General features: G+C 43.1%; 19 protein-coding genes. 14 read left to right on the top strand and 5 right to left on the bottom strand.

Annotated features, from left to right (window positions below; all coding sequences use genetic code 11):
- Nucleotides 1–10 precede the first annotated feature (10 nt).
- From hisC to lnt, 11 genes are all read left to right on the top strand, one after another.
- The gene (hisC, locus tag KUV50_RS12160) at nucleotides 11–1,063 is read left to right on the top strand and encodes a histidinol-phosphate transaminase (RefSeq protein WP_261395161.1); all 1,053 of its coding nucleotides are present in this window, start codon (nucleotides 11–13) and stop codon (nucleotides 1,061–1,063) included.
- Nucleotides 1,063–2,196, top strand: coding sequence for a bifunctional histidinol-phosphatase/imidazoleglycerol-phosphate dehydratase HisB (hisB, locus tag KUV50_RS12155; RefSeq protein ID WP_222580429.1), 1,134 nt, complete (start codon nucleotides 1,063–1,065; stop codon nucleotides 2,194–2,196). The genes hisC and hisB overlap by 1 nt, the downstream gene beginning before the upstream one ends.
- Entirely contained in the window at nucleotides 2,193–2,783 is a 591-nt protein-coding gene (gene hisH, locus KUV50_RS12150; RefSeq protein WP_222580428.1) for an imidazole glycerol phosphate synthase subunit HisH, read from the top strand. Before hisB ends, hisH begins: the two co-directional genes overlap by 4 nt.
- A gap of 2 nt (nucleotides 2,784–2,785) precedes the next feature.
- A complete protein-coding gene (gene hisA, locus KUV50_RS12145) occupies nucleotides 2,786–3,505 on the top strand; it encodes a 1-(5-phosphoribosyl)-5-[(5-phosphoribosylamino)methylideneamino]imidazole-4-carboxamide isomerase (RefSeq protein WP_222580427.1) in 720 nt (239 codons plus the stop codon).
- Entirely contained in the window at nucleotides 3,502–4,254 is a 753-nt protein-coding gene (gene hisF / locus KUV50_RS12140; protein WP_222580426.1) for an imidazole glycerol phosphate synthase subunit HisF, read from the top strand. The genes hisA and hisF overlap by 4 nt, the downstream gene beginning before the upstream one ends.
- A gap of 18 nt (nucleotides 4,255–4,272) precedes the next feature.
- Nucleotides 4,273–4,929: a bifunctional phosphoribosyl-AMP cyclohydrolase/phosphoribosyl-ATP diphosphatase HisIE gene (hisIE, locus tag KUV50_RS12135; RefSeq protein WP_222580425.1), complete on the top strand. Its 657-nt coding sequence runs from the start codon at nucleotides 4,273–4,275 to the stop codon at nucleotides 4,927–4,929.
- 130 nt (nucleotides 4,930–5,059) lie between these two features.
- On the top strand, nucleotides 5,060–7,006 hold the full coding sequence (locus KUV50_RS12130; protein ID WP_222580424.1) for an amylo-alpha-1,6-glucosidase: 1,947 nt from the start codon (nucleotides 5,060–5,062) through the stop codon (nucleotides 7,004–7,006).
- 3 nt (nucleotides 7,007–7,009) lie between these two features.
- A complete protein-coding gene (locus KUV50_RS12125) occupies nucleotides 7,010–8,314 on the top strand; it encodes a glycosyltransferase family 4 protein (protein ID WP_222580423.1) in 1,305 nt (434 codons plus the stop codon).
- A complete protein-coding gene (locus KUV50_RS12120) occupies nucleotides 8,311–9,588 on the top strand; it encodes a glycoside hydrolase family 57 protein (RefSeq protein WP_222580422.1) in 1,278 nt (425 codons plus the stop codon). Before KUV50_RS12125 ends, KUV50_RS12120 begins: the two co-directional genes overlap by 4 nt.
- 494 nt (nucleotides 9,589–10,082) lie before the next feature.
- Nucleotides 10,083–12,254: a methionine--tRNA ligase gene (gene metG / locus KUV50_RS12115; RefSeq protein ID WP_222580421.1), complete on the top strand. Its 2,172-nt coding sequence runs from the start codon at nucleotides 10,083–10,085 to the stop codon at nucleotides 12,252–12,254.
- Between the two features lie 4 nt (nucleotides 12,255–12,258).
- Nucleotides 12,259–14,046: an apolipoprotein N-acyltransferase gene (gene lnt / locus KUV50_RS12110; RefSeq protein WP_222580420.1), complete on the top strand. Its 1,788-nt coding sequence runs from the start codon at nucleotides 12,259–12,261 to the stop codon at nucleotides 14,044–14,046.
- Nucleotides 14,047–14,077: 31 nt separating this feature from the next.
- Here lnt and KUV50_RS12105 read toward each other — a convergent pair whose 3' ends face one another.
- A complete protein-coding gene (locus KUV50_RS12105) occupies nucleotides 14,078–14,509 on the bottom strand; it encodes a type I restriction enzyme HsdR N-terminal domain-containing protein (RefSeq protein WP_222580419.1) in 432 nt (143 codons plus the stop codon).
- Between the two features lie 233 nt (nucleotides 14,510–14,742).
- Here KUV50_RS12105 and KUV50_RS12100 point away from each other — a divergent pair, with 233 nt between their 5' ends.
- Complete coding sequence (locus tag KUV50_RS12100) at nucleotides 14,743–15,513, top strand: OmpA family protein (RefSeq protein WP_222580418.1); 771 nt, start codon at nucleotides 14,743–14,745, stop codon at nucleotides 15,511–15,513.
- A gap of 265 nt (nucleotides 15,514–15,778) precedes the next feature.
- On the opposite strand, the gene KUV50_RS12095 is transcribed toward KUV50_RS12100, so the two are convergent.
- Together KUV50_RS12095 and KUV50_RS12090 are read right to left on the bottom strand one after the other, a co-directional pair.
- Entirely contained in the window at nucleotides 15,779–18,151 is a 2,373-nt protein-coding gene (locus tag KUV50_RS12095) for a prolyl oligopeptidase family serine peptidase (protein WP_222580417.1), read from the bottom strand.
- Nucleotides 18,152–18,207: 56 nt separating this feature from the next.
- Entirely contained in the window at nucleotides 18,208–18,642 is a 435-nt protein-coding gene (locus KUV50_RS12090) for a hypothetical protein (protein ID WP_222580416.1), read from the bottom strand.
- Between the two features lie 109 nt (nucleotides 18,643–18,751).
- Here KUV50_RS12090 and KUV50_RS12085 point away from each other — a divergent pair, with 109 nt between their 5' ends.
- Complete coding sequence (locus KUV50_RS12085; protein ID WP_222580415.1) at nucleotides 18,752–19,246, top strand: DUF1573 domain-containing protein; 495 nt, start codon at nucleotides 18,752–18,754, stop codon at nucleotides 19,244–19,246.
- Nucleotides 19,247–19,327: 81 nt separating this feature from the next.
- Here the strand turns inward: KUV50_RS12085 and rdgB are convergent, their stop codons facing one another.
- Together rdgB and KUV50_RS12075 are read right to left on the bottom strand one after the other, a co-directional pair.
- Nucleotides 19,328–19,921, bottom strand: coding sequence for an RdgB/HAM1 family non-canonical purine NTP pyrophosphatase (gene rdgB / locus KUV50_RS12080; RefSeq protein WP_222580414.1), 594 nt, complete (start codon nucleotides 19,919–19,921; stop codon nucleotides 19,328–19,330).
- The gene (locus KUV50_RS12075) at nucleotides 19,914–20,351 is read right to left on the bottom strand and encodes a hypothetical protein (protein WP_222580413.1); all 438 of its coding nucleotides are present in this window, start codon (nucleotides 20,349–20,351) and stop codon (nucleotides 19,914–19,916) included. The genes rdgB and KUV50_RS12075 overlap by 8 nt, the downstream gene beginning before the upstream one ends.
- A gap of 43 nt (nucleotides 20,352–20,394) precedes the next feature.
- Here KUV50_RS12075 and KUV50_RS12070 point away from each other — a divergent pair, with 43 nt between their 5' ends.
- The gene (locus KUV50_RS12070; RefSeq protein WP_222580412.1) at nucleotides 20,395–21,462 is read left to right on the top strand and encodes a branched-chain amino acid aminotransferase; all 1,068 of its coding nucleotides are present in this window, start codon (nucleotides 20,395–20,397) and stop codon (nucleotides 21,460–21,462) included.
- Nucleotides 21,463–21,873: the final 411 nt, after the last annotated feature.

The following is a 21,873-nucleotide window of genomic DNA, read 5'->3' as shown; positions in this document are numbered from 1 at the left end:
TGAAAGATAAATGATGGGAAAAAACAAGGAATATTACAAGTTGGTCAGGGACAACATTAAAAAACTAACACCGTATTCTTCAGCACGCCACGAATTTAGCGGACATGCCAGTGTGCATCTTGATGCCAATGAAAATCCGTTTGATTACCATATGTACAACCGATATCCGGACCCGTTGCAATGGGATCTAAAGAAGAAAATAGGCAAGTTAAAGGGCACTACACCGGAAACTATTTTTATAGGAAATGGGAGCGATGAGCCGATCGACCTTTTGATTCGGATCTTTTGTACCCCGGGCCAGGATGCTATCCATGTACTGGAACCAACCTATGGAATGTACCGGGTGGCTGCAGATATTAATGATGTGGAAGTGCATACGACCTTGCTGACAGAATCATTTGAGATCAATGAAGATCGGCTCTTTGATAACATGGATGCCCATGATCGTATACTATGGATTTGCAGCCCGAATAATCCATCCGGAAATGTCCAGGACCAACAAATTATGATCAATATTCTCAATCGATTTGATGGTATCGTAGTCGTTGATGAAGCTTATATTGATTTTTCCAAGGAAGCGTCCATGGTGAGTATGTTGCAAGATTATGATAATCTGGTGGTCTTACAAACCTTTAGCAAAGCATGGGGAATGGCTGGATTGCGATGTGGCCTGGCATTTTCATCCCCCTGGATCATCGATTTGATGAATGCTGTGAAGCCACCTTATAACGTCAATGAATTTACTCAGAAATATCTGAGTGAACAATTGGAGAAGGCCGATGAAGTGCGAAAGGAGGTCAGTAAAATCCTTCAAGAACGGGACCGGGTGTTTCACTTTTTGGAATCACTGGATGCTGTAGAAGATGTATTTCCCTCGGAAGCTAATTTTATTCTATTTCGTATCCAAAATTCACAGGAAATTTTCTCCGGATTGCAGGAAAAGGGTATCATCGTTCGCAACCGGACCAATGTACCGCTCTGTAAAGACTGTCTGCGCGTCACGATAGGCACCGAAGCGGAGAATGATCAGTTTATGAAACAAATTAAAATTCTTTGTAAATAATGAAAAAGCTTCTCTTTATCGACCGGGATGGCGTGTTGCTCCAGGAACCACCGCATGATTATCAAGTAGACTCTTTTGAAAAATTTGAGATGGTCCCCGGTGCAATCTCAGCCCTCAAGGACATCGTGGCTTTGCAAACCTACGAATTGGTGATGGTCACCAATCAGGATGGTTTGGGTACCGATTCCTTTCCCGAAGATACTTTTTGGGGACCTCAAAATATGTTGCTTAAAATCCTGGAGAACGAGGGAATTCGATTTCGGAATATACATATAGACCGAAGCTTTGCAAAAGAGAATAAACCAACACGAAAACCTGGAACAGCACTGTTGACCGAGTATATGCATGGGGAATGGAACCTGGCACAATCCTTTGTAATAGGTGATCGAAAGACAGACATGTTACTTGCAAAAAACCTAGGTGCACAAGGGATCTTATTGGGCCAGTCCACAGACCCTTCTGATGGACAAGATACCGGAGACCAGGATTGGCAGAAGCACGTGTCATTTCAGACGGACAGCTGGTCTGAAATCCGAGATTTTTTGGTCACTTTACCGCGTAAAGTATTCTATGAGCGGGAAACACATGAGACCAGTATCGAACTGTCATTGGTGTTGGAAGGGAGCGGAAAGTCAGACATCCAAACCGGATTACCCTTTTTTGATCATATGCTGGATCAAATCGCTCGACATGGGGGGCTTGATTTGGTACTGAAGGTGGATGGTGATTTGGAAATCGATGAACACCATACGATCGAAGATACCGGACTTGCTCTGGGGGCTGCGTTCCGGGAAGCGATCGGAAGTAAAATCGGAATGAACCGGTATGGATTTTCACTTCCCATGGACGATTGCCGTGCACTCGTTTTGCTGGATTTCGGCGGTCGGCCCTGGTTTACCTGGGACGTGGAATTTCAGCGGGAGCATGTAGGCAATGTCCCCACCGAGATGTTTTCTCATTTTTTTAAATCATTTTCTGATGAGGCGCGGATCAATTTACAGATTGATGCCCGCGGTGAAAATGAGCACCACAAGATCGAAGCTATATTCAAAGCGTTTGCACGAGCCATAAAATCAGCGATACAGCGGAATGCCAATGATCTTACCCTCGCCAGTACCAAAGGAAAATTATGAAAGAAATCGCAGTCATCGATTACAACGCCGGTAATATTCAATCGGTGCTTTTCGCTCTGGATCGGATAGGTGTGAAGCCTTTATTATCCAATGATCCGGACCGGCTGTACCATGCTGAAAAGATCATTTTTCCGGGCGTGGGAGAAGCCAGTACAACGATGGCTCATCTTAAGAAACACCAGCTCGATACACTGATACAATCTTACAATAAACCTTTCTTGGGTATATGTCTTGGTTTGCAATTGATGTGCCGACATTCGGAAGAAGGTGATGTGGATTGTTTGAATGTATTTGATTTACCGGTTCGACGGTTTCCAGAAAAAGCTGGACTGAAGGTGCCCCATATGGGCTGGAATACGGTATCCTTCAATGACCACCCATTGTTTAAAGATATAGCGCAAGATTCTTATTTCTATTTTGTACACAGCTTCTACGCTGCACAGTCTGAAAGTACCATCGGTCAGACAACCTATGGGCTGAGTTTTGCATCTTCCATTGCCCGCGATAATTACATGGCCACCCAGTTTCACCCGGAGAAATCCGGCGTTGTGGGGCAGCTTTTATTGAACAATTTTATAAACTTATAATTATGCGAATTATCCCTGCCATAGACGTTATTGACGGGAAGTGTGTTCGGTTGGTGAAAGGTGATTATGATCAGAAAACCATTTATCATGATGATCCCCTGGAAATGGCAAAAGCTTTTGAGGATCATGGAATTGAATATCTCCATCTGGTTGATCTGGATGGAGCGAAAGCAGGGGAGATTGTCAACTATGGGGTATTAGAGAAACTGGTCTCCAAAACCAATTTGAAAATTGATTTTGGAGGAGGGATCCGGAACCGGAAAGATGTCGATATTATTTTGGAGTGCGGGGGCCGTCAAGCGGTGATCGGCAGTCTGGCGTTTAAGAATAAGGAACTGTTTTTTGAAATTCTCGGGGAGCATGGTTCAGAGGCCGTTGTGCTTGGAGCGGATGCGCGGAAGGGAAAAATAGCCGTAGGAGGCTGGCTGGAAACAACGGATATTAATGTCGAGCAAGTGATTGGGGAATATCATGAAAGCGGAATCGAATACGTACTTTGTACTGATATTGATAAAGATGGTATGATGCAAGGTCCTTCAACGGAAAAATACCAATCTATTCTTAAAGAGACGCCAGGTGTCAAACTGATTGCTAGTGGTGGGATTCGACACATGGATGATGTCCTGAAGATGGAAGAAATAGGCTGTGAAGGAACCATTATTGGCAAAGCCATATATGAAAAAGCCATTAGTTTAAAAGATTTAGAAAATTATATCCTATGATAGCCAAACGAATTATTCCTTGTCTTGATGTCAAAAACGGCCGGACGGTTAAGGGGGTCAATTTTGTGGATTTGATTGATGCCGGAGATCCGGTGGAACTTGGAATGCGTTACAGTGAACAAGGGGCCGATGAACTGGTTTTTCTTGATATTACCGCAACACTCGAAAAACGAAAAACCATTGCGGAGTTGGCGCGTAAAGTGGCTGAGCACATTAATATTCCGTTTACCATCGGGGGTGGGATAAAGTCAATCGAAGATATAGGAGTGGCCCTGGAGCATGGTGCTGACAAAGTTGCTATGAATTCTGCGGCAGTAAACCATCCTGATCTGATCAATGAAGCCAGCCGTGCTTTCGGCGCACAATGTATCGTAGTAGCTGTGGATGCCCGTGAGGTGGACGGTAAGTGGTTTATCCATACGGCGGGCGGTACTAAAAAAACAGATTTAGATCTTTTTGAGTGGGCTTCCGAGTGTGAAGACCGAGGTGCCGGAGAGATTCTTTTTACGTCGATGGACCATGATGGGACGAAAAAAGGCTTTGCGCTGGAAGCACTAAAAAAATTGAATGACCAACTTGGCATTCCGTTAATAGCTTCGGGTGGAGCAGGCAAAAAACAACACTTCCTGGAACTTTTTGAAGCCGGTGCCGCCGATGCGGCATTAGCTGCTTCGATTTTTCACTTCAATGAAGTTCCTGTACCGGATTTGAAAGAATATTTAATTAATCACGGGGTGACGGTTCGATGAACCATTCAAAACAACGATATGAAAAAGATCACGAAGAAAAATATTGAAGCGGTTAATTTTGACAAAGGGGAGGGTTTGGTACCTGCCATCATACAGGATCCGGATACGATGGAGGTGTTGATGCTCGGATACATGAATGCCGGCAGCCTATTGAAGACCCTGGATGAAGGAAAGGTGACTTTCTTCAGCCGGTCCAAACAACGACTGTGGACCAAGGGCGAGACCTCTGAAAACTTTTTGATTTTCAAAGAAGCTTATTTGGATTGTGACGACGACACCATATTGGTATGGGCTACACCTCAGGGACCAGTGTGTCATACTGGTCAGCGAACATGTTTTGATCAGCCCAAGCGATCAGAGGCCGGGAATATTCGTTCGCTGGATAAAAAATTTGATTTGAAGCAATTAGAGAATATCATATTGGATCGGAAAAACAATCCAAAGGCGGGAAGCTATACCAATCATCTTTTTGATAAGGGAATTAATAAGATAGCCCAAAAAGTAGGAGAGGAAGCGGTTGAACTGGTCATCGAGGCCAAAGATTCCAACGATATCTTATTTAAAGGAGAGGCAGCAGATTTGTTGTATCATTTTTCTGTCCTATTGGTGAATAAAAATATTTCGCTGGATGAGATCTATCAGGTTTTGGAAAATCGCCATGTTTCCAAAGACTAAAACATAAGTGTTTTTATTAATACGATATGCTCACATGCGCTTCTGTTAAAATTATTTTAAGGAAATAGGGGGAAAGAATGGTAACATTTCATATCTTTTAGATCTGAATTAGTTAACCTACAAAGAACCTATGGATTATTTATCTTTTGATAAGGAATCGCTTGTCAACTTGGAGTACTCGCTGAACCGGGAAATTTTAAGTACCAATCGAGCGGGCGGGTATCTGTCGACCAGTTTGCCGCTTTGCAATACGAGGAAATACCATGGTTTGATGGTGTTACCGCTGGAAGCCTTTAACTATGAGAATTTTGTTCTTCTTTCTTCTTTGGACGAGACCATCATCACCGAAGAGCGAAGTTTTAATCTTGGAATTCACAAATACCCTAAAATATACAGTCCCCGTGGTCACAAATATTTGATTGACTTTAAGTATGCGCCGACGCCTACTTTGTGGTACAGAGTGGGCAATATAATCCTGAAAAAGGAACTCCTATTTGCGCATAAAAAGGAAAATTTAATGATCCGCTATACGGTTGATAAAGCACCAGCGTCCTTAAAGATGCGAATGAAACCGTTTTTAGCGTTTCGGCGAACGCACGATCTCACTCATGCGAACATGACAGCCAATACAAAATATGAGCAAGCTGAAAACGGTGTGTCTTTTAAATTGTATAAAGGGTTTCCACGGCTTTATCTGCAACTTAATAAAAAATCGTCCTGGATTTCTTCGCCCGAATGGTACCATAAAATAGAATACAAAGAAGAGATTGCGCGCGGTTATCCGGGGCATGAAGATCTTCTTGTTCCTGGTTACTTTGAGGTGGGATTGAAAGAAGGTGATCAATTGATATTTTCTGCTTCCACCGGGGAGGTCAAAACCCGTACCATTACTTCCAATTTTAAAAAAGAAGTTAGTCTGCGACCCCCAAAAGATGATTTTGAGAATTGTTTGAGAAATGCAGCCTCTCAATTTATTGTCCACAGGGACAAAATGACTCAGGTAGTGGCCGGGTTCCCCTGGTTCGGTCGATGGGGACGGGATACCTTTATTGCGTTGCCCGGACTTACATTGAGCTTAGGTGATACTGAGACCTGCATCAAAGTTCTAGATTCCCTGATCAGTGAAATGAAAGATGGATTTTTCCCTAATACGGGAAATAAGGGGAAAGTGCTTTTTAATTCCGTGGATGCACCGCTTTGGTTTTTCTGGGTATTGCAGCGCTACCTGATGGTCGACGACCAGCCCGCGATGATCTGGAAAAAGTACAGTAAAACCATGAAAAAGATTTTGTCGACCTACCGGAACGGTGGCATCTATTCGGTACACATGGATGATAACGGTCTCATATGGCAGGGCGAATCTGGAGTAGCATTGACCTGGATGGATGCGGTAGTAGACGGGGTGCCAGTCACCCCAAGGACTGGTTATGCGGTGGAGATTTGTGCACTGTGGTACAATGCTATCCGTTTTACGCTGGATATGGCCGAATTAAATGGAGATCAATCTTTTGTGAAAAAGTGGAAGAGTATCCCGGGCTTAATCGAGGATCATTTTATGGATGTATTTTGGTATGATAAAGGCCGGTATCTCGCGGACTATGTGGATCACAAAGGACAAAATACGGCAATGCGGCCGAACCAGATTTTCGCTATATCTCTCCCTTTTTCATTAGTGCCGCCTTCCGAGCAACGTCATGTGGTAGACCGGATTCGTTCTGAGCTGTACACCAAAAAAGGTCTTAGAACTTTATCACCTAAAAATCCGGCTTACATTGGTGAATATTACGGAGATCAAAGAAACCGGGACAAAGCTTACCACCAGGGAACGGTGTGGCCATGGTTGCTCGGTCATTTTTTTACATCCCACATCAAGGTCCGAGGCCGGGAAGATTCCTTTCAACTTGCTGATGATCTGATGAATACGTTTAATGAAGACATGACCACCTATGGAATTGCTTCAATCGCTGAAATCTATGACGGTGATCCACCTCATCGTCCGAAAGGAGCGATCTCACAAGCCTGGAGTGTGGCTGAAGTTATCCGAATATTGAAATTTGTTCAAAAAGAGAAAAATTAAACTATGCGTGTTCTAATGTTTGGATGGGAATTTCCACCCCATATTAGTGGGGGTTTGGGAACGGCTTGTTACGGATTGACCAAAGGCATGCTGCAACAGGATCTTGATATCATCTTTGTGGTACCCAAAACGCATGGGGATGAAGAGAAAAGCAAAATTAAGTTGATTTCCGCAGAAGATGTGGCAGTCACTGTTCGACGACAGGACCTTAAATATTTTAAAGATCATTTTAAGTATATCGAGGTATCCTCCGCTCTGGTTCCATATATGGATCCTGAAGAATACAAAAGAGTTCACGAGGGAGATACAATTAGTAAAACTTCAGAAGACATCATCCATGGGAATCAAAAGCTTACTTTTTCTGGAGAATACACCAAGGATTTACTCGGAGAGGTGTCCCGGTATGCCTTGATCGGATCAAGTCTGGGCCATCAGGAGGATTTTGATATTATACATGCGCACGACTGGTTGGCCTATCCAGCGGGTATCGCTGCCAAGAAGGCTTCAGGCAAACCCTTAGCTATACACGTTCATGCCACCGAATACGATCGAAGTGGGGAGAATGTTAATCCGGTGGTCCACCAAATTGAGAAAATGGGGATGGAAGCCGCAGATCTGGTCATTGCAGTCAGTAATTTAACACGGAACATCGTCATCAATAAGTATGGAATTGATCCGGAAAAGGTTTTTACAGTGCACAATGCGGTAGATTTTTCTGAAGGGGATCACATGGGCCAGGTTAAACGCAATACACCTGAAAAAATAGTGACTTTTCTGGGAAGGATCACCTATCAAAAAGGGCCGGAATATTTTATTGAAGCTGCAAAAAAGGTTCTCGAGCGTGTTCCTGATGTTCGGTTTGTGATGGCAGGAAGTGGCGATATGATGAATAAAATGGTTCGTCGGGTTGCCGAGCTCAATATTGCCATGAACTTTCATTTTACGGGTTTCCTCAAAGGAGACGATGTGCCTATGATGTTTCGAATGAGCGATGTATATGTCATGCCTTCGGTCTCAGAACCGTTTGGCATTAGTCCATTGGAAGCTATGCGCTCCAGCGTACCTGTGATTATTTCCAAGCAGTCCGGTGTTGCAGAAATTTTGGACCATGCGATAAAAGTTGATTTTTGGGATGTCGATGCGATTGCCGATGCCATCCATGGTATTTTGAAATACCCGGCATTGACGTATACTTTTAAGCAGCATGGACAAACGGAAGTCTACACGCTAAAGTGGGAGAATGCGGCCTATGAGGTCAAGAAATTATACGAACAATTATTAAACTCAAGAAATTCCGATACGATATGAAAGCTATTTGTTTCTATTTTCAGGTTCATCAACCCTATCGATTGCGGCAATACCGTTTTTTTGACATTGGCAAAAATCACAACTATTTCGATGATTTTGCGAATCGAACCATACTTCGGAAAGTGGCTGACAAATGCTACCTGCCAACCAATAAGCTAATGTTGGATCTCATTGAAAAATATGGATCAAAGTTCAAAATTGCTTTTTCCTTAAGTGGGACAGTCATGACCCAGTTTAAAGAGTATGCACCAGAAGTCATTGAGTCTTTTCGAAAATTGGCAGATACCGGATGTGTAGAATTTCTGGCTGAAACGTATGCCCACTCCATGAGCTCACTCAAAAGTGAAACAGAATTTAAACGCCAGGTCGAATCACAAGTAGCTATGGTGCAGGAACTGTTTGGAAAGACTCCGACAATATTTCGAAATACAGAGCTGATCTACTCGGATGATATCAGTGATATGGTCGCAGCGATGGGGTATAAGGCTCAGTTGTCGGAAGGAGCCAAACACATTATGGGTTGGCGTAGCCCCAATTATTTGTACACGAGTGCGAGCAGCCCGCAGTTGAAACTTCTACTTAAAAATTTTACTCTAAGCGATGATATAGCATTTCGGTTCTCCAATCAGGGGTGGGAAGAATGGCCGTTGACAACAGAAAAATTTGTGGGTTGGCTCAATGCCCTCAATCCGAGCGAAGAAATTGTCAATCTGTTCATGGATTACGAAACATTTGGAGAACACCAATGGAAGGAGACTGGAATTTTTGATTTTTTGCGAAAATTGCCAGAACAGGTTTTTGAAAACAGCGATTTCCAGTTTTTGACACCCGCTGAGGTAGTGGATCAATTTCAACCCATATCACCCATGCACGTTCGTTATCCCATATCCTGGGCAGACGAGGAGCGAGATTTGACTGCATGGTTGGGTAATGAGATGCAAAACGAAGCTTTTGACCGACTGTACCAACTCGAAGAAAAAATGAAAAATGTTTCTGATCCCAAATTGCGCCATGATTGGAACCTGCTTCAGACCAGTGATCATTTTTATTATCAATGCACCAAATGGTTTAGTGATGGGGACGTACATAAATACTTCAACCCTTATGAATCACCCTATGATGCTTTCATTAACTTTATGAATGTATTAGCTGATTTTAAATTGGAAGTGGATAAACATTTGGCTGATCAGAAAAGCAGCTCAGGAAATATCCACGAAGAAATCGAACAATTGGAAGCTAAAATAAAGGAATTGAAAGATCTGAAAGTTCCATAATCTGTTAACCTGGAAGGGCAGAATTGCTCGAAAATTAGAATGTCCACGCGTATATCTATCTCCAAATGATCCGGAAAGGATAGTCTCTAGTAGCCACTATTAAGAACAACATTCAACTATAGCTTATTTTTCAAGTTTTAGCGTGACAGGTTCGATTGAGTTGGATAATAATAAGAACCGGGGATTGATGATGCCAAACTTCCATTTGTTGGAAAGATATAGTGCATGAAGGCTAAGATCTTTATATATTTGCGCCGGACTGAAACTGGAGAACACCCGAATGTACACGCCAGAAGTGTGAATGGTGCTCTGAAAAGAATACAATGAATTGTAGTATAGGGTTTTGTGTTCGTGTTTCATACGCCGATAAAAAATGGATTAGGTGACTTTGTACCGCTATCATTTAGATACACAATGAACGAAGAATACCCGGGATGACAGTGTATAGAAGGATGGGTGGATGAATTATTTACTTGGAATAAACAATACAGTCGATGGAAGACATATACTTTCCGGATAGATATTTAATTACCTCTGCACTGCCCTACGCAAATGGTCCGTTGCATTTAGGACATTTGGCCGGTGCGTATTTGTCCGCTGATGCCTATGCCCGTTTTCAACGATTGATGGGCAAGGACATATTATATGTTTGTGGATCTGATGAATATGGAGCTGCGATATCGATGAAAGCCCGTCAGGAAAACGTTCGCCCGATCGATATTGTCGATAAGTACCATGAACAGATCAAGGAATCATTTGACAGGATCGGAGTAAAATTTGATATCTATCACCGTACCACAGCCGATATACACGCTGAAACTTCACAGGGCTTTTTTCGAGACCTATATAAGAAAGGTGAATTTGAAGAACTGACCACCGAACAATACTTTGATGAAGAAGCTGGTGTTTTTCTGGCGGACCGATACATCAAGGGAACCTGTCCCAAGTGCGGGTACCCCGAAGCTTATGGTGATCAGTGTGAGTCCTGCGGAGCATCTTTGAGTGCTCAGGAACTCATCGATCCGGTATCTGTGTTGACCAATAGTGCGCCCACACTTAGAAGCACTACGCATTGGTACCTGCCGTTGGATAAAAACGAAGAATGGTTGCGGGAATGGATCCAGCATGGTGTGCTTGAAGGACAAAAACAACACGATCCTGATTTATGGAAGAATCATGTTGTGGGACAATGCATGTCCTGGATTGATCAGGGACTGCAACCCAGGTCGATGACCCGCGATTTAGACTGGGGGGTGAATGTTCCGGAAGAAATACCGGGATCAAAAGGTAAAAAACTTTATGTGTGGATGGATGCGCCGATTGGGTATATCTCAGCCACAAGGCAATGGGCAAAGGATCATGGAGCAGATTGGGAAAAGTATTGGAAAGATAAAGGTACGGAGTTGATCCATTTTATAGGAAAAGACAATATTGTTTTTCATTGTCTGATTTTTCCGGCAATTCTTAAGATTCATGGTGATTATATTCTTCCGAAAAATGTACCCGCCAACCAGTTCCTGAACCTGGAAGGTCAAAAGCTTTCAACATCCAAAGGCTGGGCGGTTTGGGTTCATGAGTATTTGGATGAATTACCGGGGAAAGAAGATGTATTGCGTTATGTATTATATAAGAATATGCCCGAACAACGAGACGCCGAGTTCACGTGGAAAGGATGGCAGGAGGCCAATAATAATGAACTGGTCAACAATCTTGGTAATTTTATTAATCGGGTCGTTGTGCTGACCAACAAATATTACGACGGCGTCGTTCCCTCATTTGATCCTGATCTTGAATTTACAGGGAGTGGAAATAGTGACATGCCGATCTGGCATGATACAGAGATGTTGGATTTGTTTGACCGGCTGGATGCGTATGGCAATGCGATTCGTAAGTATGAATTCCGATCGGCACTACGGACTATAATGGAGATTTCCTCTGCCGGTAATATAATTTTGCAGGCGAATGAACCCTGGAAACTGATCAAGGAAGATGAGGAAACCGTAAAGGCAGTGATGAATTGTTCCTTGCAATATGCAGCTGCTCTAAGTATGATTTTGGATCCGTTTTTACCTTTCACCTCATCTAAACTTCGAAAGATTCTCCGACTTCCCGCGTTAAAAGGAGAAGGGGAATTGGTCGAGATGATGGGTGCACTGGCTGAAGGCGAAGCTCTTATTCCGGAGGGCCATCAGATTGGTGATCCTATTCACTTATTTGAGCGGATCGGGGATGAAGTGGTGGAAGAACAAGTCGAAAAACTGAAATCTCGGGCTGCTTCGAAAAGTGAAACGGATCAAATCGAGGTTAATGAACCAAGCCAACCTGCTCTACCACAAAAACCAGAAATCACTTTCGATGACTTTCAAAAACTGGATTTGCGGGTCGCAAAAATTATTGAAGCCTCCAGGATTGAGAAAGCTGATAAATTACTGAAAATATCTCTCGATACCGGGGGAGAGATTCGAACTGTGGTATCCGGCATTGCTCAGCAATACGATCCGGAAGCCATCATAGGTCAACAAGTGGTCTACGTATCGAATCTTGCTCCTCGTAAACTGCGCGGTGTATTATCCCAGGGAATGATCCTGATGGCTGAAGATAGTCAGGGGAAATTAGCTTTTGTAAGCCCGGGGAATGATATAAGCCCTGGAAGTATAGTTCGGTAGAAGTATGAATTGGACTTCAGCAGACCTTAGGAAATATGCTCACTGGAGCCTTGCCATCGGAATTCTAATCAGTGGGGCAGCGGTTTATTTATTGTACCGCAATCCGATTTGGAACAATGAGACACGGCTTTTATTTTTTGGGTGCTGGTTGATCCTGACAGGATTGCTGGGGTACAACCCGACTTTTCGAAACCAGATAAAATATTTCCTCGTTTCCAGTCTGGGGGGGGTACTTGCTAGTCTGGGATTTCCACCTTATCCACTTTTGCCGCTGATCTTGTTCGCGTTTGTCCCCCTGTTTTGGTTGGAACGGGCATATTATGAGAAACGAATCCGGTTGGCTTGGTTTGTATTTTTTATTTTCAATTTTTTTCTAATTTGGAATGTAGGGACTACTTTTTGGATTTCAAATACAGCTTTTTTGCCCGGGGTGGTTGGCATGGGAATCAATGCTTTTTTAATGACCGCTGTGGTGTGCTGGATCAGCTGGATACATCGCAAGGGAAAGGTTGACTGGTATTTTGGAGTCCTGTTTATTGCCGGATGGTTGACTTTTGAGTACATTCATTTGCGGTGGGAATTATCCTGGCCCTGGTTGAACATTGGAAATGCATTGGCCAAGTGGCCGATATTGGCTCAATGGTATGAATATACCGGCGCTCTGGGTGGGTCATTCTGGATTTTGTTGGTCAATTATTTGTTCTATGCTATCATCAGAAAAGGGGGGATGTCCGGGCGTGTCTGGGAATGTTATAGGCGTTGGCTTCCCTGGTTGGCTGTAGTTATTATTCCCATAATCTCCTCAGTTATTATATATTACAATACGAATGTGACCGGTCCTTCGATGAAAGCTGTAGTCATTAATCCTAATATAGAACCCCATTATGAAAAATTTAATCAGGACTTTGAAACTCGTTGGACCATCTATCAAAATTTGCTGGAACGAGCAATGGCACATGAGCCTGACTTGTTGGTTCTACCTGAAACTATTTTCGAACAGGTCAATGTAGACCAGATCCAAAACAATCCGTACATCGGCCGGATTGAAAAACTACTCGCGGAGTACCAATCCACGGCACGCGTGCTTCTGGGGGTTACTTCTTACAAGGTTTTTGGCGAAAACAATCCGCCGCCAGACCGGTCTTCGGTTCGTGAAACGGTAAGTAAAGATCGTTCTGTTCTTTTTTGGGAAGTTTACAATTCCGCAATCATGTTGGGGAATGATACTATTCCGGTATATCATAAGCAGAAACTGGTTCCAGGTGCCGAAAATTTTCCGTACCGGAAATTGTTGTTTTTTCTTAATCCCATTATAGACCAACTTGGTGGTACTATCTATGGGTATGGTCAGGTTGATGCACAAGATGTTTTTGTCTTTGATCAGGTAAAACTTGCACCCGTAATTTGCTATGAATCCGTATATGGGGAATACATGCGAAAATACGTTGCTAAAGGTGCCAATCTATTTACCATCATCACTAATGACGGCTGGTGGGGGGATACGGAAGGCCATCAACAGCATTACGAGTTTGCTGCATTGCGGGCGATCGAGTATCGGCGCAGCGTGCTTCGGTCTGCGAATATGGGATTAAATGGTGCTTTTAATCAACGAGGAAACGAAGTCGTGCCACCCAATAAATACGATGAAAAAGCCGTAATCCCCGTTTCGGTAACATTAAACAGTTCACTAACTTTTTATGCTTTGTGGGGCGATTATCTGGGGCGATTTAGTATATTTTTGATGGTGTTTTTTACTCTAAAATCCCTGGTGAACAGCTTTACAAAAGAATAACGAAAAGAGGATCTCTTCCAACTTGTGTATCTTACGATAGTACCGGTCCTTCTTTTGGCAAGATTGCATAGGTCTTTTTATCTGGATCGATTTTGTACCATCGGAGGTCCTGTCCATTGGATAGTAGCAGAAACGGTGCTTTAATCTCATAATTATACCACACAGCTTGTTCCAGCACGTGCTGAGTCAGTGGAATAGAAGGGCTCTTGCACTCTACCAGAAGCATGGGATCACCATGTTTGTCATAGTATACGAGGTCAAATCTGCGAACCTGCCGGTGGACGCGGATGGCTTTTTCTACGGCTATTCGTGCACTTGAAATATTTTTTTCATGAATCAAATACAATAAAAGAGTTTGCCTGACGAGTTCCTCTGGCTGAATAATCAACCACTTTTTACGAATTGGATCAAATACCTTATTCTCCTTGACACGAAGGTCATTTAGATATGTAGCTATGTCCATATATATTGTGCTTTCATTATTAAGTGGGTGTATTATCGTTTTGGAAAAATTATTTAAAAATCATTTAATATAAGTAAAGATTATAATTAATTTGCTGAGAATGTAGTACATTGGTCTTGGTTGCGATGTAAATTTTGCAGTCAATTAAAATGAGTTTATTGGATAAAATTAGATGAATTATACTAAACTACTTCAACTTACTGTTTATGAAATTTCAAATAAAACTATTTATTATGAGAAAGCATGTTAAGACTATGGCCCTGTTAATTTTAGGGGCCGGACTAATGACTTCTTGTGTATCGAAGAAAAAATACGAAGCACTTGAATCTCAGAGAATGCAACTGAACCAAGAACTGGATGAGGCCAAATCCACCATTTCAGACTTGCAGAGCCAAAATGAAGAAATTCAAAATCGTTCTGCTGAGCTGGAAAGAGATCTGGATGACTTAAATGAGTCGATGACGCAAGTTCAAAACACTGTGAAAACCGTGGAAAAAGAACGTAATGTCGCCGTCGATAAAATCAAGACCATCAAAGATGAAATTGATGGCGTCCTGATGAAAGACGAAAATATAGATCTCGAAGAAAAAGATGGAAAATTGTACGTGACCTTAGGGGACGATATTTTGTATCGTTTTGGTTCTACGCGGGTTTCGAGCACTGGTAAGGACGTGATTGATAACGTAGCTAATATTCTATCCAATCATCCCGATGTGAAAGTAATTATAGAATCTCATACAGATCACCGCGGATTGAAAGAAGGCGCTGCTTACCGGGACAATTGGGATCTTTCCGTTGCTCGATCTGCAAATGTAGTCCGCCAGATGATCAAATCAGGCGTATCGCCAGAACAATTACTGGCTGCCGGGCAAGCTGAATTTGAGCCTGTGGTAGAGGGGGATAATCTGTCGATTGAAGAATTGGCTCCTAATCGCCGGACAGAGTTTATTATTCTGCCCGATGTACGACCGTTAATTTCAATTTCTGAGAGCATCAATCCGTAATATAATACGAGTTGTTTTATAGAACATCGGTAGTAAAATAGATAAGAACTGTTCTATACCGATTGCTAAAGCAAAATACAGAGGGCATCCAGTAGGGTGTCCTCTTTGTTTATATGAATATTTATTTTTTGACCACCGAAACGGGACTGACCGATGATGTGCCTAAACAGGTGTAAAAAGGATTATACGCAGGTTGTAAAATTGCCTTGATCCTATAAATGGTGCACAGCTGAACGAAGACCATCATTCAAAATCTTTACCATATTCAAATGGTGCTGGGCTTTAGATGCTTTTGTAACCACTGGTCTTGTTCCCAAAGCATGTGCAATACGGAATCACGACTTCTGTAATGGTGGCTTTCATTGGGTAGCAGAACCAACCGTATCGGCGCTCCTAAACTCTTTAATGCATCGAAATATCGTTGACTTTGCATCGTGTGGGTGCCCGAATTATTGTCCATTTGACCATGGATTAACAATAATGGAGTTTTCATCTTGTCAGCGTGCATGAACGGAGACATTTTTTGATAAAGTGCCGGCGCTTCCCAGTAGGTGCGTTGTTCCCCCTGAAAACCAAAAGGGGTTAAAGTTCTGTTGTATGCACCGCTCCGTGCTATGCCCGCACAAAATAAATTGGTCCAGGTTAACAGGTTAGCGGTCATAAATGCGCCGTAACTATGCCCACCCACTGCGACGCGTTTGCTGTCTATGGGGTGGTTTTTACAAACAGCGTCAATGGCGGCAGATGCATTGTCTCTGAGTTGTTCAATGAAGGTGTCGTTCATGTTCTGATCTCCTGAACTTATGATGGGGAAGGATACATCATCCAGAACTGCATACCCCCGACGTGCCCAAAATACAGGTGACCCATACCACGGATAGGTGAATTCATGTTCCGAAGTTGTCATCTGACCGGCCAGCTTTTTATTGGTATATTCTTCCGGGTATGCCCACATCAGAAGGGGATATTCGGACATATTGTCTATCGAAGTTGAAGAAGCTGGCAAATATAAAGTGGCGTGGAGTTCGGTTCCATCACTGCGTTGATAGGATATGATGGATTTACGAATCGAATTGATTCCAGTGAAAGGATTATCAAAATCCGTAAGATATTGACGTTCATCCGGTCTGTCCCAATGAATACGGAAATAATTCGGGAACTCGGTAGTCGTTTCACGTCGTACTATCAATGTCTTTTTTGCGATAGACTGAACACCAGCAATACGAAGTAATTCATCCTTGTTTTTAGCCTCCCACACGCGTGTTTTTTGGCCTGTTTGTACGTTGTATTGATCTAGAAAAGGATGTATGCCATCCGGTCGGATACCTTCTCCTGATAAAAAAGTGTCGTATTTGTCCCCACCAACAACAGATCGTCCCCACTTGTTTTTTACCGTCACAAAATGTCCCGGATCTCCGTAATTATCCTGGAGATCCCGGTCAAATAGTATCTTAGATTGAACCTCTGGTTGGTCGGGCTGGACGAGGTAAGTTTTAGAGTTTCGGGTGTTGTACCAGTAATCCACCGCGATACCAAAACCCGATTGACTCCACTGGATATGGCTGAACCGGTTTACTGTTTTCAGAATTTCTTGGGGTTTTTTATCGAATGGCGCAGTCCATTGGTAGATCGCGTCCCGATGCGATACGTCTTTGGCCGGGTCCCCCTCATCCAACGCTTGACAAAATATCAGAACTGCGGGTTGATCGTTGCGCCATTGGAATAACCGCTTTTTTTGATGAACCGCCATAAATCCTTTTGGAAGCTGATCTTGTAACGGCGTCTTTTCCAATTCTTTGTGTTCATTTGTGAGTAGATCAAAGACGGTCACTTGATACGGAAATTTATCATACGGTACATGGTTTGAAAAAGGTTGTCTTACCTCCGTCAACAATACGAACCTGCCGTTGGGTGAAACCTTTATTCCTTTAATCAGTGCCCGGGTAATCATTGTATTTTTGCCGTCAAGTGTGACACGACTCAATTGAGACTGTACAAGACGGGTAAAGTTTATGACATCTGTGGAATCATTTAAAAGGTCCTGATACGTTCTGTGTTGCGCCGGGTTCTCGTGACCATCGGAGATGACCGGGCCATGCGGCACCACGTTCTCTTTGCTGATCAGATGGTCTGCATCTGGTGTTTTGCCAAGAACGAATAAAGATTGACTATCAGGATGCCAAGAGAATGGGGTGGTTAGTAGAGCATTGAGTGTCACTTCAGAAACTTGATAGGCGGTTCGAGTCTGGATGTCGATAACCCAGAGCTTTAAACTCTTTTTAATCAAACAGCTTAGGGCCAGTTTTTTCTCGTCAGGCGACCATTGGATATGGTGAATTCTCAATGAGGCGGGTAATCCATTAATATCCAATAAGTTATTTCCTTCAATTTCTTGAATTCGGATTCCTGTGTAATAGGAAGACCTGCTACGAACCAGCTTGTCCGGATGGATTCGAATCCCCGCTAATCTCAACTCAGGCTCGTACAATTCTTCGATGGCTAGGTATCTCTGGCGATCTAAAAAAACAATATGGCTTCCTTGGCTATTGATACGTGCTACGGGTGGTAATACAGCATCTGCCCATTCAAGGATCTCTTCCGGGGGCTTTTGATAGGTCAGTTCATGGTTTGCTGTCATGGGCGATGGTGCTAAAAGATATGGTTAGGTAAAGAAGTTAAACTGTAAATGGATAATTAATGACTAACGGAATGTTGTCGTTTCCAAATTAGACTGGAATCGAGAATTTTGCTTCCATCCAGCGCCATGGGGATTAAGTCCTGACCGGATAAGAGAAAACGAAGCATTAAAACCCCATCGTCCGAATAGAGTCCAAGCTGTGTCGAGTCTTTCAGATAGGCATAAATTCCGGTGTGTTCTCTGTCGTTGAGATGATGTTCGGCAATGCGATCAAACTGATGCAGATCGAAAGTTTGATTTTCAAAAAGCACCAATTGGTTGACGATCGAATCATAACTTGCGGAAGATAAATTTCCCCGATATGAGATCGTGTCCGGTAAGCGGGTAGTGGAGGATGATTGGTCATTTCTTGGTATGCTGGGTGATTGGCAAGCAATGCCCAACGCAAAGGGGAATACTAAGATGAAAATTCGTACTGTAATGGGCCGCATTGATTAATGATTCTGTTTGTTGCAAAGATAAAATTTAAAATGGAGGCATAGAATGAAAGAAAATATCTATTTTTGCGTTACATATTCTGAGTTCTAAAAACACAATAAAATGAAAAACGTATTATTTTTCGGGTTACTCATCGTCCTAGGACTTTCCTCGTGTAAGTCAGAGAGCGATAGTGATATCCGTGCCCAGGCAAAAGAAAGTCTAGAGAACAAAACGGTTGTTGAACCTGGAGCCCAGGGGATGATGACCGCTGAAACTGCCGGATCTCAAACTGCAGGTCCCATGACAACGATCGAATTTGAATCAAAACGTTTTGATTTTGGCACCATCACTTCCGGAGATAAGGCAACAACCATATTTAAGTTTACAAACACTGGAAATGAGCCTCTTTTGATTTCCGATGTGAAAGCGTCCTGTGGATGTACAGCATCGAAATATCCCAGAGAGCCTGTCGCTCCAGGTGAAAGCGCTGAAATAGAAGCAGTATTTGACAGTTCCGGCAAATCCGGAGCTCAAACCAAAAATGTCACGGTGATGACCAATACAGACCCTTCTTCCCATGTCTTGATTTTGGAAGGAAATGTAGAAAAGAAATAATTTGATTGGTAGAGTTGCTGAAGGAAGAATATTCCTCAGCGTATCCTAGCTCGTCATAATCATAAACAAAGCATCGGACTTTTATCCGGTGCTTTTTTGTTTTAAGAAAGCAAGGAATTTTGCCATCGCCTTAGCGCGATGACTGATCTCGTTTTTTATATCCTCATCCAGTTCACCAAAGGTTTTATCGTATCCTTCTGGCTGGAATATGGGGTCATATCCAAAACCCTTTTTACCTCTCGGTGCCGTTGTAATTTCACCCTTCATGATTCCTTCAAACGTGGATAATTTGCCCGTTGGGTCCAGATAAGCAACAATGGTTTTGAAGTGCGCTTTACGGTTGGGATGAGATTGCAGTTCCCAAAGTAATTTATTCATATTGTCCGAAGCTGACCTCTGATCCCCGGCGTACCGGGCAGAATGCACCCCGGGCGCTCCTTCTAACGCATCAACTAAAAGTCCGGTATCTTCTGCAAATACGGCGCGATCCGTATAGTCTGAAATAAACTGCACTTTTTGTATAGCATTACCCTCAATGGTATCTTGTGTTTCGGGAATGTCACCCTCAAATTCCAAGGTGTCCAATCCATCTATGACATACATGGAATCAAGAATATTTCGGACTTCATGCAATTTATGTGGGTTTGAAGTGGCGAAAAGAAGTTGTTTATTCATGGAGAAATACTTTTTTCATAAGTTGCCAGAGTTTTTGTTTTTCTTCTTTGTGGGGTTCAATATTTTTAAGTTTTGGAATTTGGAGGAGGGTTGTTTTCCGTAAGGTTGTACTTTGGTATAATTTATGGTGGACCTGGACGCCAATTGTGCTTGGTGAAAGGCCAAATAACAGGATAAATTCTGCTTTTTCCAACCAACCCTGATCAGCTGCCGAAAATGAATCTTCTTTGGACAGGGTGATGATTTTATTCTCTTTTTCAGGGAGCTTTGCGGCGGCCAGGATCTTTTTTAGGAATGGAATCCAGTCCATATCCTCCTTAGTAATAAGACACAGCACTTTGACGTTCTCCACCAAAGGACCACTGACGTCAGATGGGTCTGGAGTGGTCGAATATATTTTGTAACGAATAAATGGATTTTTCACGGCCATAGTGTACCTTTGTATAAGTTGTCCAGGTCAAAAGTAAAAAATTATGAGTGTAGATGTGTCAAATATAAAAATTTCTCCCGTTTCTAAGTCTAAGATCGATACCGTTGATTTTGATCAGATCCCATTTGGACGGGTGTTTACGGATCATATATTCCAGGCTCAATATAAAAACGGGCAGTGGGGAGATATGGAAATCAGCCCTTTAGAGCATTTTTCACTGCATCCTTCCAATCTGGCATTGCACTATGGTCAATCCATTTTCGAGGGAATGAAAGCATCCGCAGATAAAAACGGGACCCCGTTGTTGTTCCGACCGGAAGAACATGCCCGTCGATTGAATCGATCGGCTCGACGGATGTGCATGCCCGAATTCCCGGAGGAGCTATTTATGGAAGCATTGACCGAATTGGTCACGCTGGATCGCAACTGGATTCCGGATCGGCCAGGCAGTGCGCTTTATATACGACCGTTGATGTTTGCGACCGATGAGTTCCTGGGCGTAGCTCCTTCAGAAACCTACACTTTTGTGATTATGCTTCTTCCGGTGGGACCTTATTATAGCAAGCCAGTCAAGCTGTGGGCCGATACTGAATTTGTGCGAGCCGTAGCTGGTGGAACCGGGGAGGCCAAGACGGCTGGTAACTATGCCGCCTCTTTATTGCCATCCAAGATGGCCAAAGACCGAGGGTGTGATCAGGTATTGTGGCTGGATGGGAAAGAACGAAAATATGTACAGGAAGTAGGAACAATGAACATATTCTTTGTTTTTGAAGATCATATTGCGACACCCGAACTGGATGGTGCTATCTTGGCCGGGGTTACAAGAAATGCTTTCCTGACTTTGCTCCGTGCCAAAGGGTACGACGTACAGACTCGAAAAATCACGATAAATGAAGTTATGGAAAAAGGTCAAAATGGACAGCTTAAGGAAGTCTTTGGCTCCGGAACTGCAGCTGTGGCGACCATTGTCGAAGAGGTAAGATACAAAGATGAAGTGATTAAGTTTGATCCGGAAGCTGCCGAAGTAGGCCCCATGCTGAAGCAAACCATCGAAGATATTCGTCACGGACGTCAGGAGGACTTGCATGATTGGGTGATGCGGGTGGAGTAGGAGAGGTGAAATTCTCTGGGCTTCTTAGTGAAATTGCAAATGAATTCTGGTGAGCACACCGGACTTATTGTGTTTGCAATAAGTTGATCCAGCAGCCATCCAGCACTTAAGGAAAGGAGTAAGGCACTACCGTGACGCATCGCAGCTCCGTAAGTTTCTACCACCAATCCCGTCGATGGGTGGGGGAAGAATCCTGTGGCGGTAACTTGGCGGGAGAGCGAGGAGGCTTACACCTGCAGCCGTGAGTCATTGCGATGGAATGGCGTCAAATCCCGGATATGATAATAGAGCGAGAATACATTTGAAGTGGTATTTAGGCCCCTTCCGCGGTATTCGAAGGGAGGTCGTGTAAAAGCCGGTTTTAAAGTCAAAGATTTCTATTTGATGATTACGACCACCAAAAACATACAT

It is taken from the genome of Membranihabitans marinus, from assembly GCF_019802045.1.
GTDB classification, from domain to species: domain Bacteria; phylum Bacteroidota; class Bacteroidia; order Chitinophagales; family Saprospiraceae; genus Membranihabitans; species Membranihabitans marinus_A.
Note: the sequence above shows the minus strand (reverse complement) of the source record. Positions and strands in the feature narration are given on the sequence as shown.

What these genes read in the sequence shown, in the direction of transcription:
- hisC (WP_261395161.1), top strand. Translation starts at nt 11, where the DNA reads ATGATGGGAAAAAACAAGGAATATTACAAGTTGGTCAGGGACAACATT.
- hisB (WP_222580429.1), top strand. Translation starts at nt 1,063, where the DNA reads ATGAAAAAGCTTCTCTTTATCGACCGGGATGGCGTGTTGCTCCAGGAA.
- hisH (WP_222580428.1), top strand. Translation starts at nt 2,193, where the DNA reads ATGAAAGAAATCGCAGTCATCGATTACAACGCCGGTAATATTCAATCG.
- hisA (WP_222580427.1), top strand. Translation starts at nt 2,786, where the DNA reads ATGCGAATTATCCCTGCCATAGACGTTATTGACGGGAAGTGTGTTCGG.
- hisF (WP_222580426.1), top strand. Translation starts at nt 3,502, where the DNA reads ATGATAGCCAAACGAATTATTCCTTGTCTTGATGTCAAAAACGGCCGG.
- hisIE (WP_222580425.1), top strand. Translation starts at nt 4,273, where the DNA reads ATGAAAAAGATCACGAAGAAAAATATTGAAGCGGTTAATTTTGACAAA.
- KUV50_RS12130 (WP_222580424.1), top strand. Translation starts at nt 5,060, where the DNA reads ATGGATTATTTATCTTTTGATAAGGAATCGCTTGTCAACTTGGAGTAC.
- KUV50_RS12125 (WP_222580423.1), top strand. Translation starts at nt 7,010, where the DNA reads ATGCGTGTTCTAATGTTTGGATGGGAATTTCCACCCCATATTAGTGGG.
- KUV50_RS12120 (WP_222580422.1), top strand. Translation starts at nt 8,311, where the DNA reads ATGAAAGCTATTTGTTTCTATTTTCAGGTTCATCAACCCTATCGATTG.
- metG (WP_222580421.1), top strand. Translation starts at nt 10,083, where the DNA reads ATGGAAGACATATACTTTCCGGATAGATATTTAATTACCTCTGCACTG.
- lnt (WP_222580420.1), top strand. Translation starts at nt 12,259, where the DNA reads ATGAATTGGACTTCAGCAGACCTTAGGAAATATGCTCACTGGAGCCTT.
- KUV50_RS12105 (WP_222580419.1), bottom strand. Translation starts at nt 14,509, where the DNA reads ATGGACATAGCTACATATCTAAATGACCTTCGTGTCAAGGAGAATAAG.
- KUV50_RS12100 (WP_222580418.1), top strand. Translation starts at nt 14,743, where the DNA reads ATGAGAAAGCATGTTAAGACTATGGCCCTGTTAATTTTAGGGGCCGGA.
- KUV50_RS12095 (WP_222580417.1), bottom strand. Translation starts at nt 18,151, where the DNA reads ATGACAGCAAACCATGAACTGACCTATCAAAAGCCCCCGGAAGAGATC.
- KUV50_RS12090 (WP_222580416.1), bottom strand. Translation starts at nt 18,642, where the DNA reads ATGCGGCCCATTACAGTACGAATTTTCATCTTAGTATTCCCCTTTGCG.
- KUV50_RS12085 (WP_222580415.1), top strand. Translation starts at nt 18,752, where the DNA reads ATGAAAAACGTATTATTTTTCGGGTTACTCATCGTCCTAGGACTTTCC.
- rdgB (WP_222580414.1), bottom strand. Translation starts at nt 19,921, where the DNA reads ATGAATAAACAACTTCTTTTCGCCACTTCAAACCCACATAAATTGCAT.
- KUV50_RS12075 (WP_222580413.1), bottom strand. Translation starts at nt 20,351, where the DNA reads ATGGCCGTGAAAAATCCATTTATTCGTTACAAAATATATTCGACCACT.
- KUV50_RS12070 (WP_222580412.1), top strand. Translation starts at nt 20,395, where the DNA reads ATGAGTGTAGATGTGTCAAATATAAAAATTTCTCCCGTTTCTAAGTCT.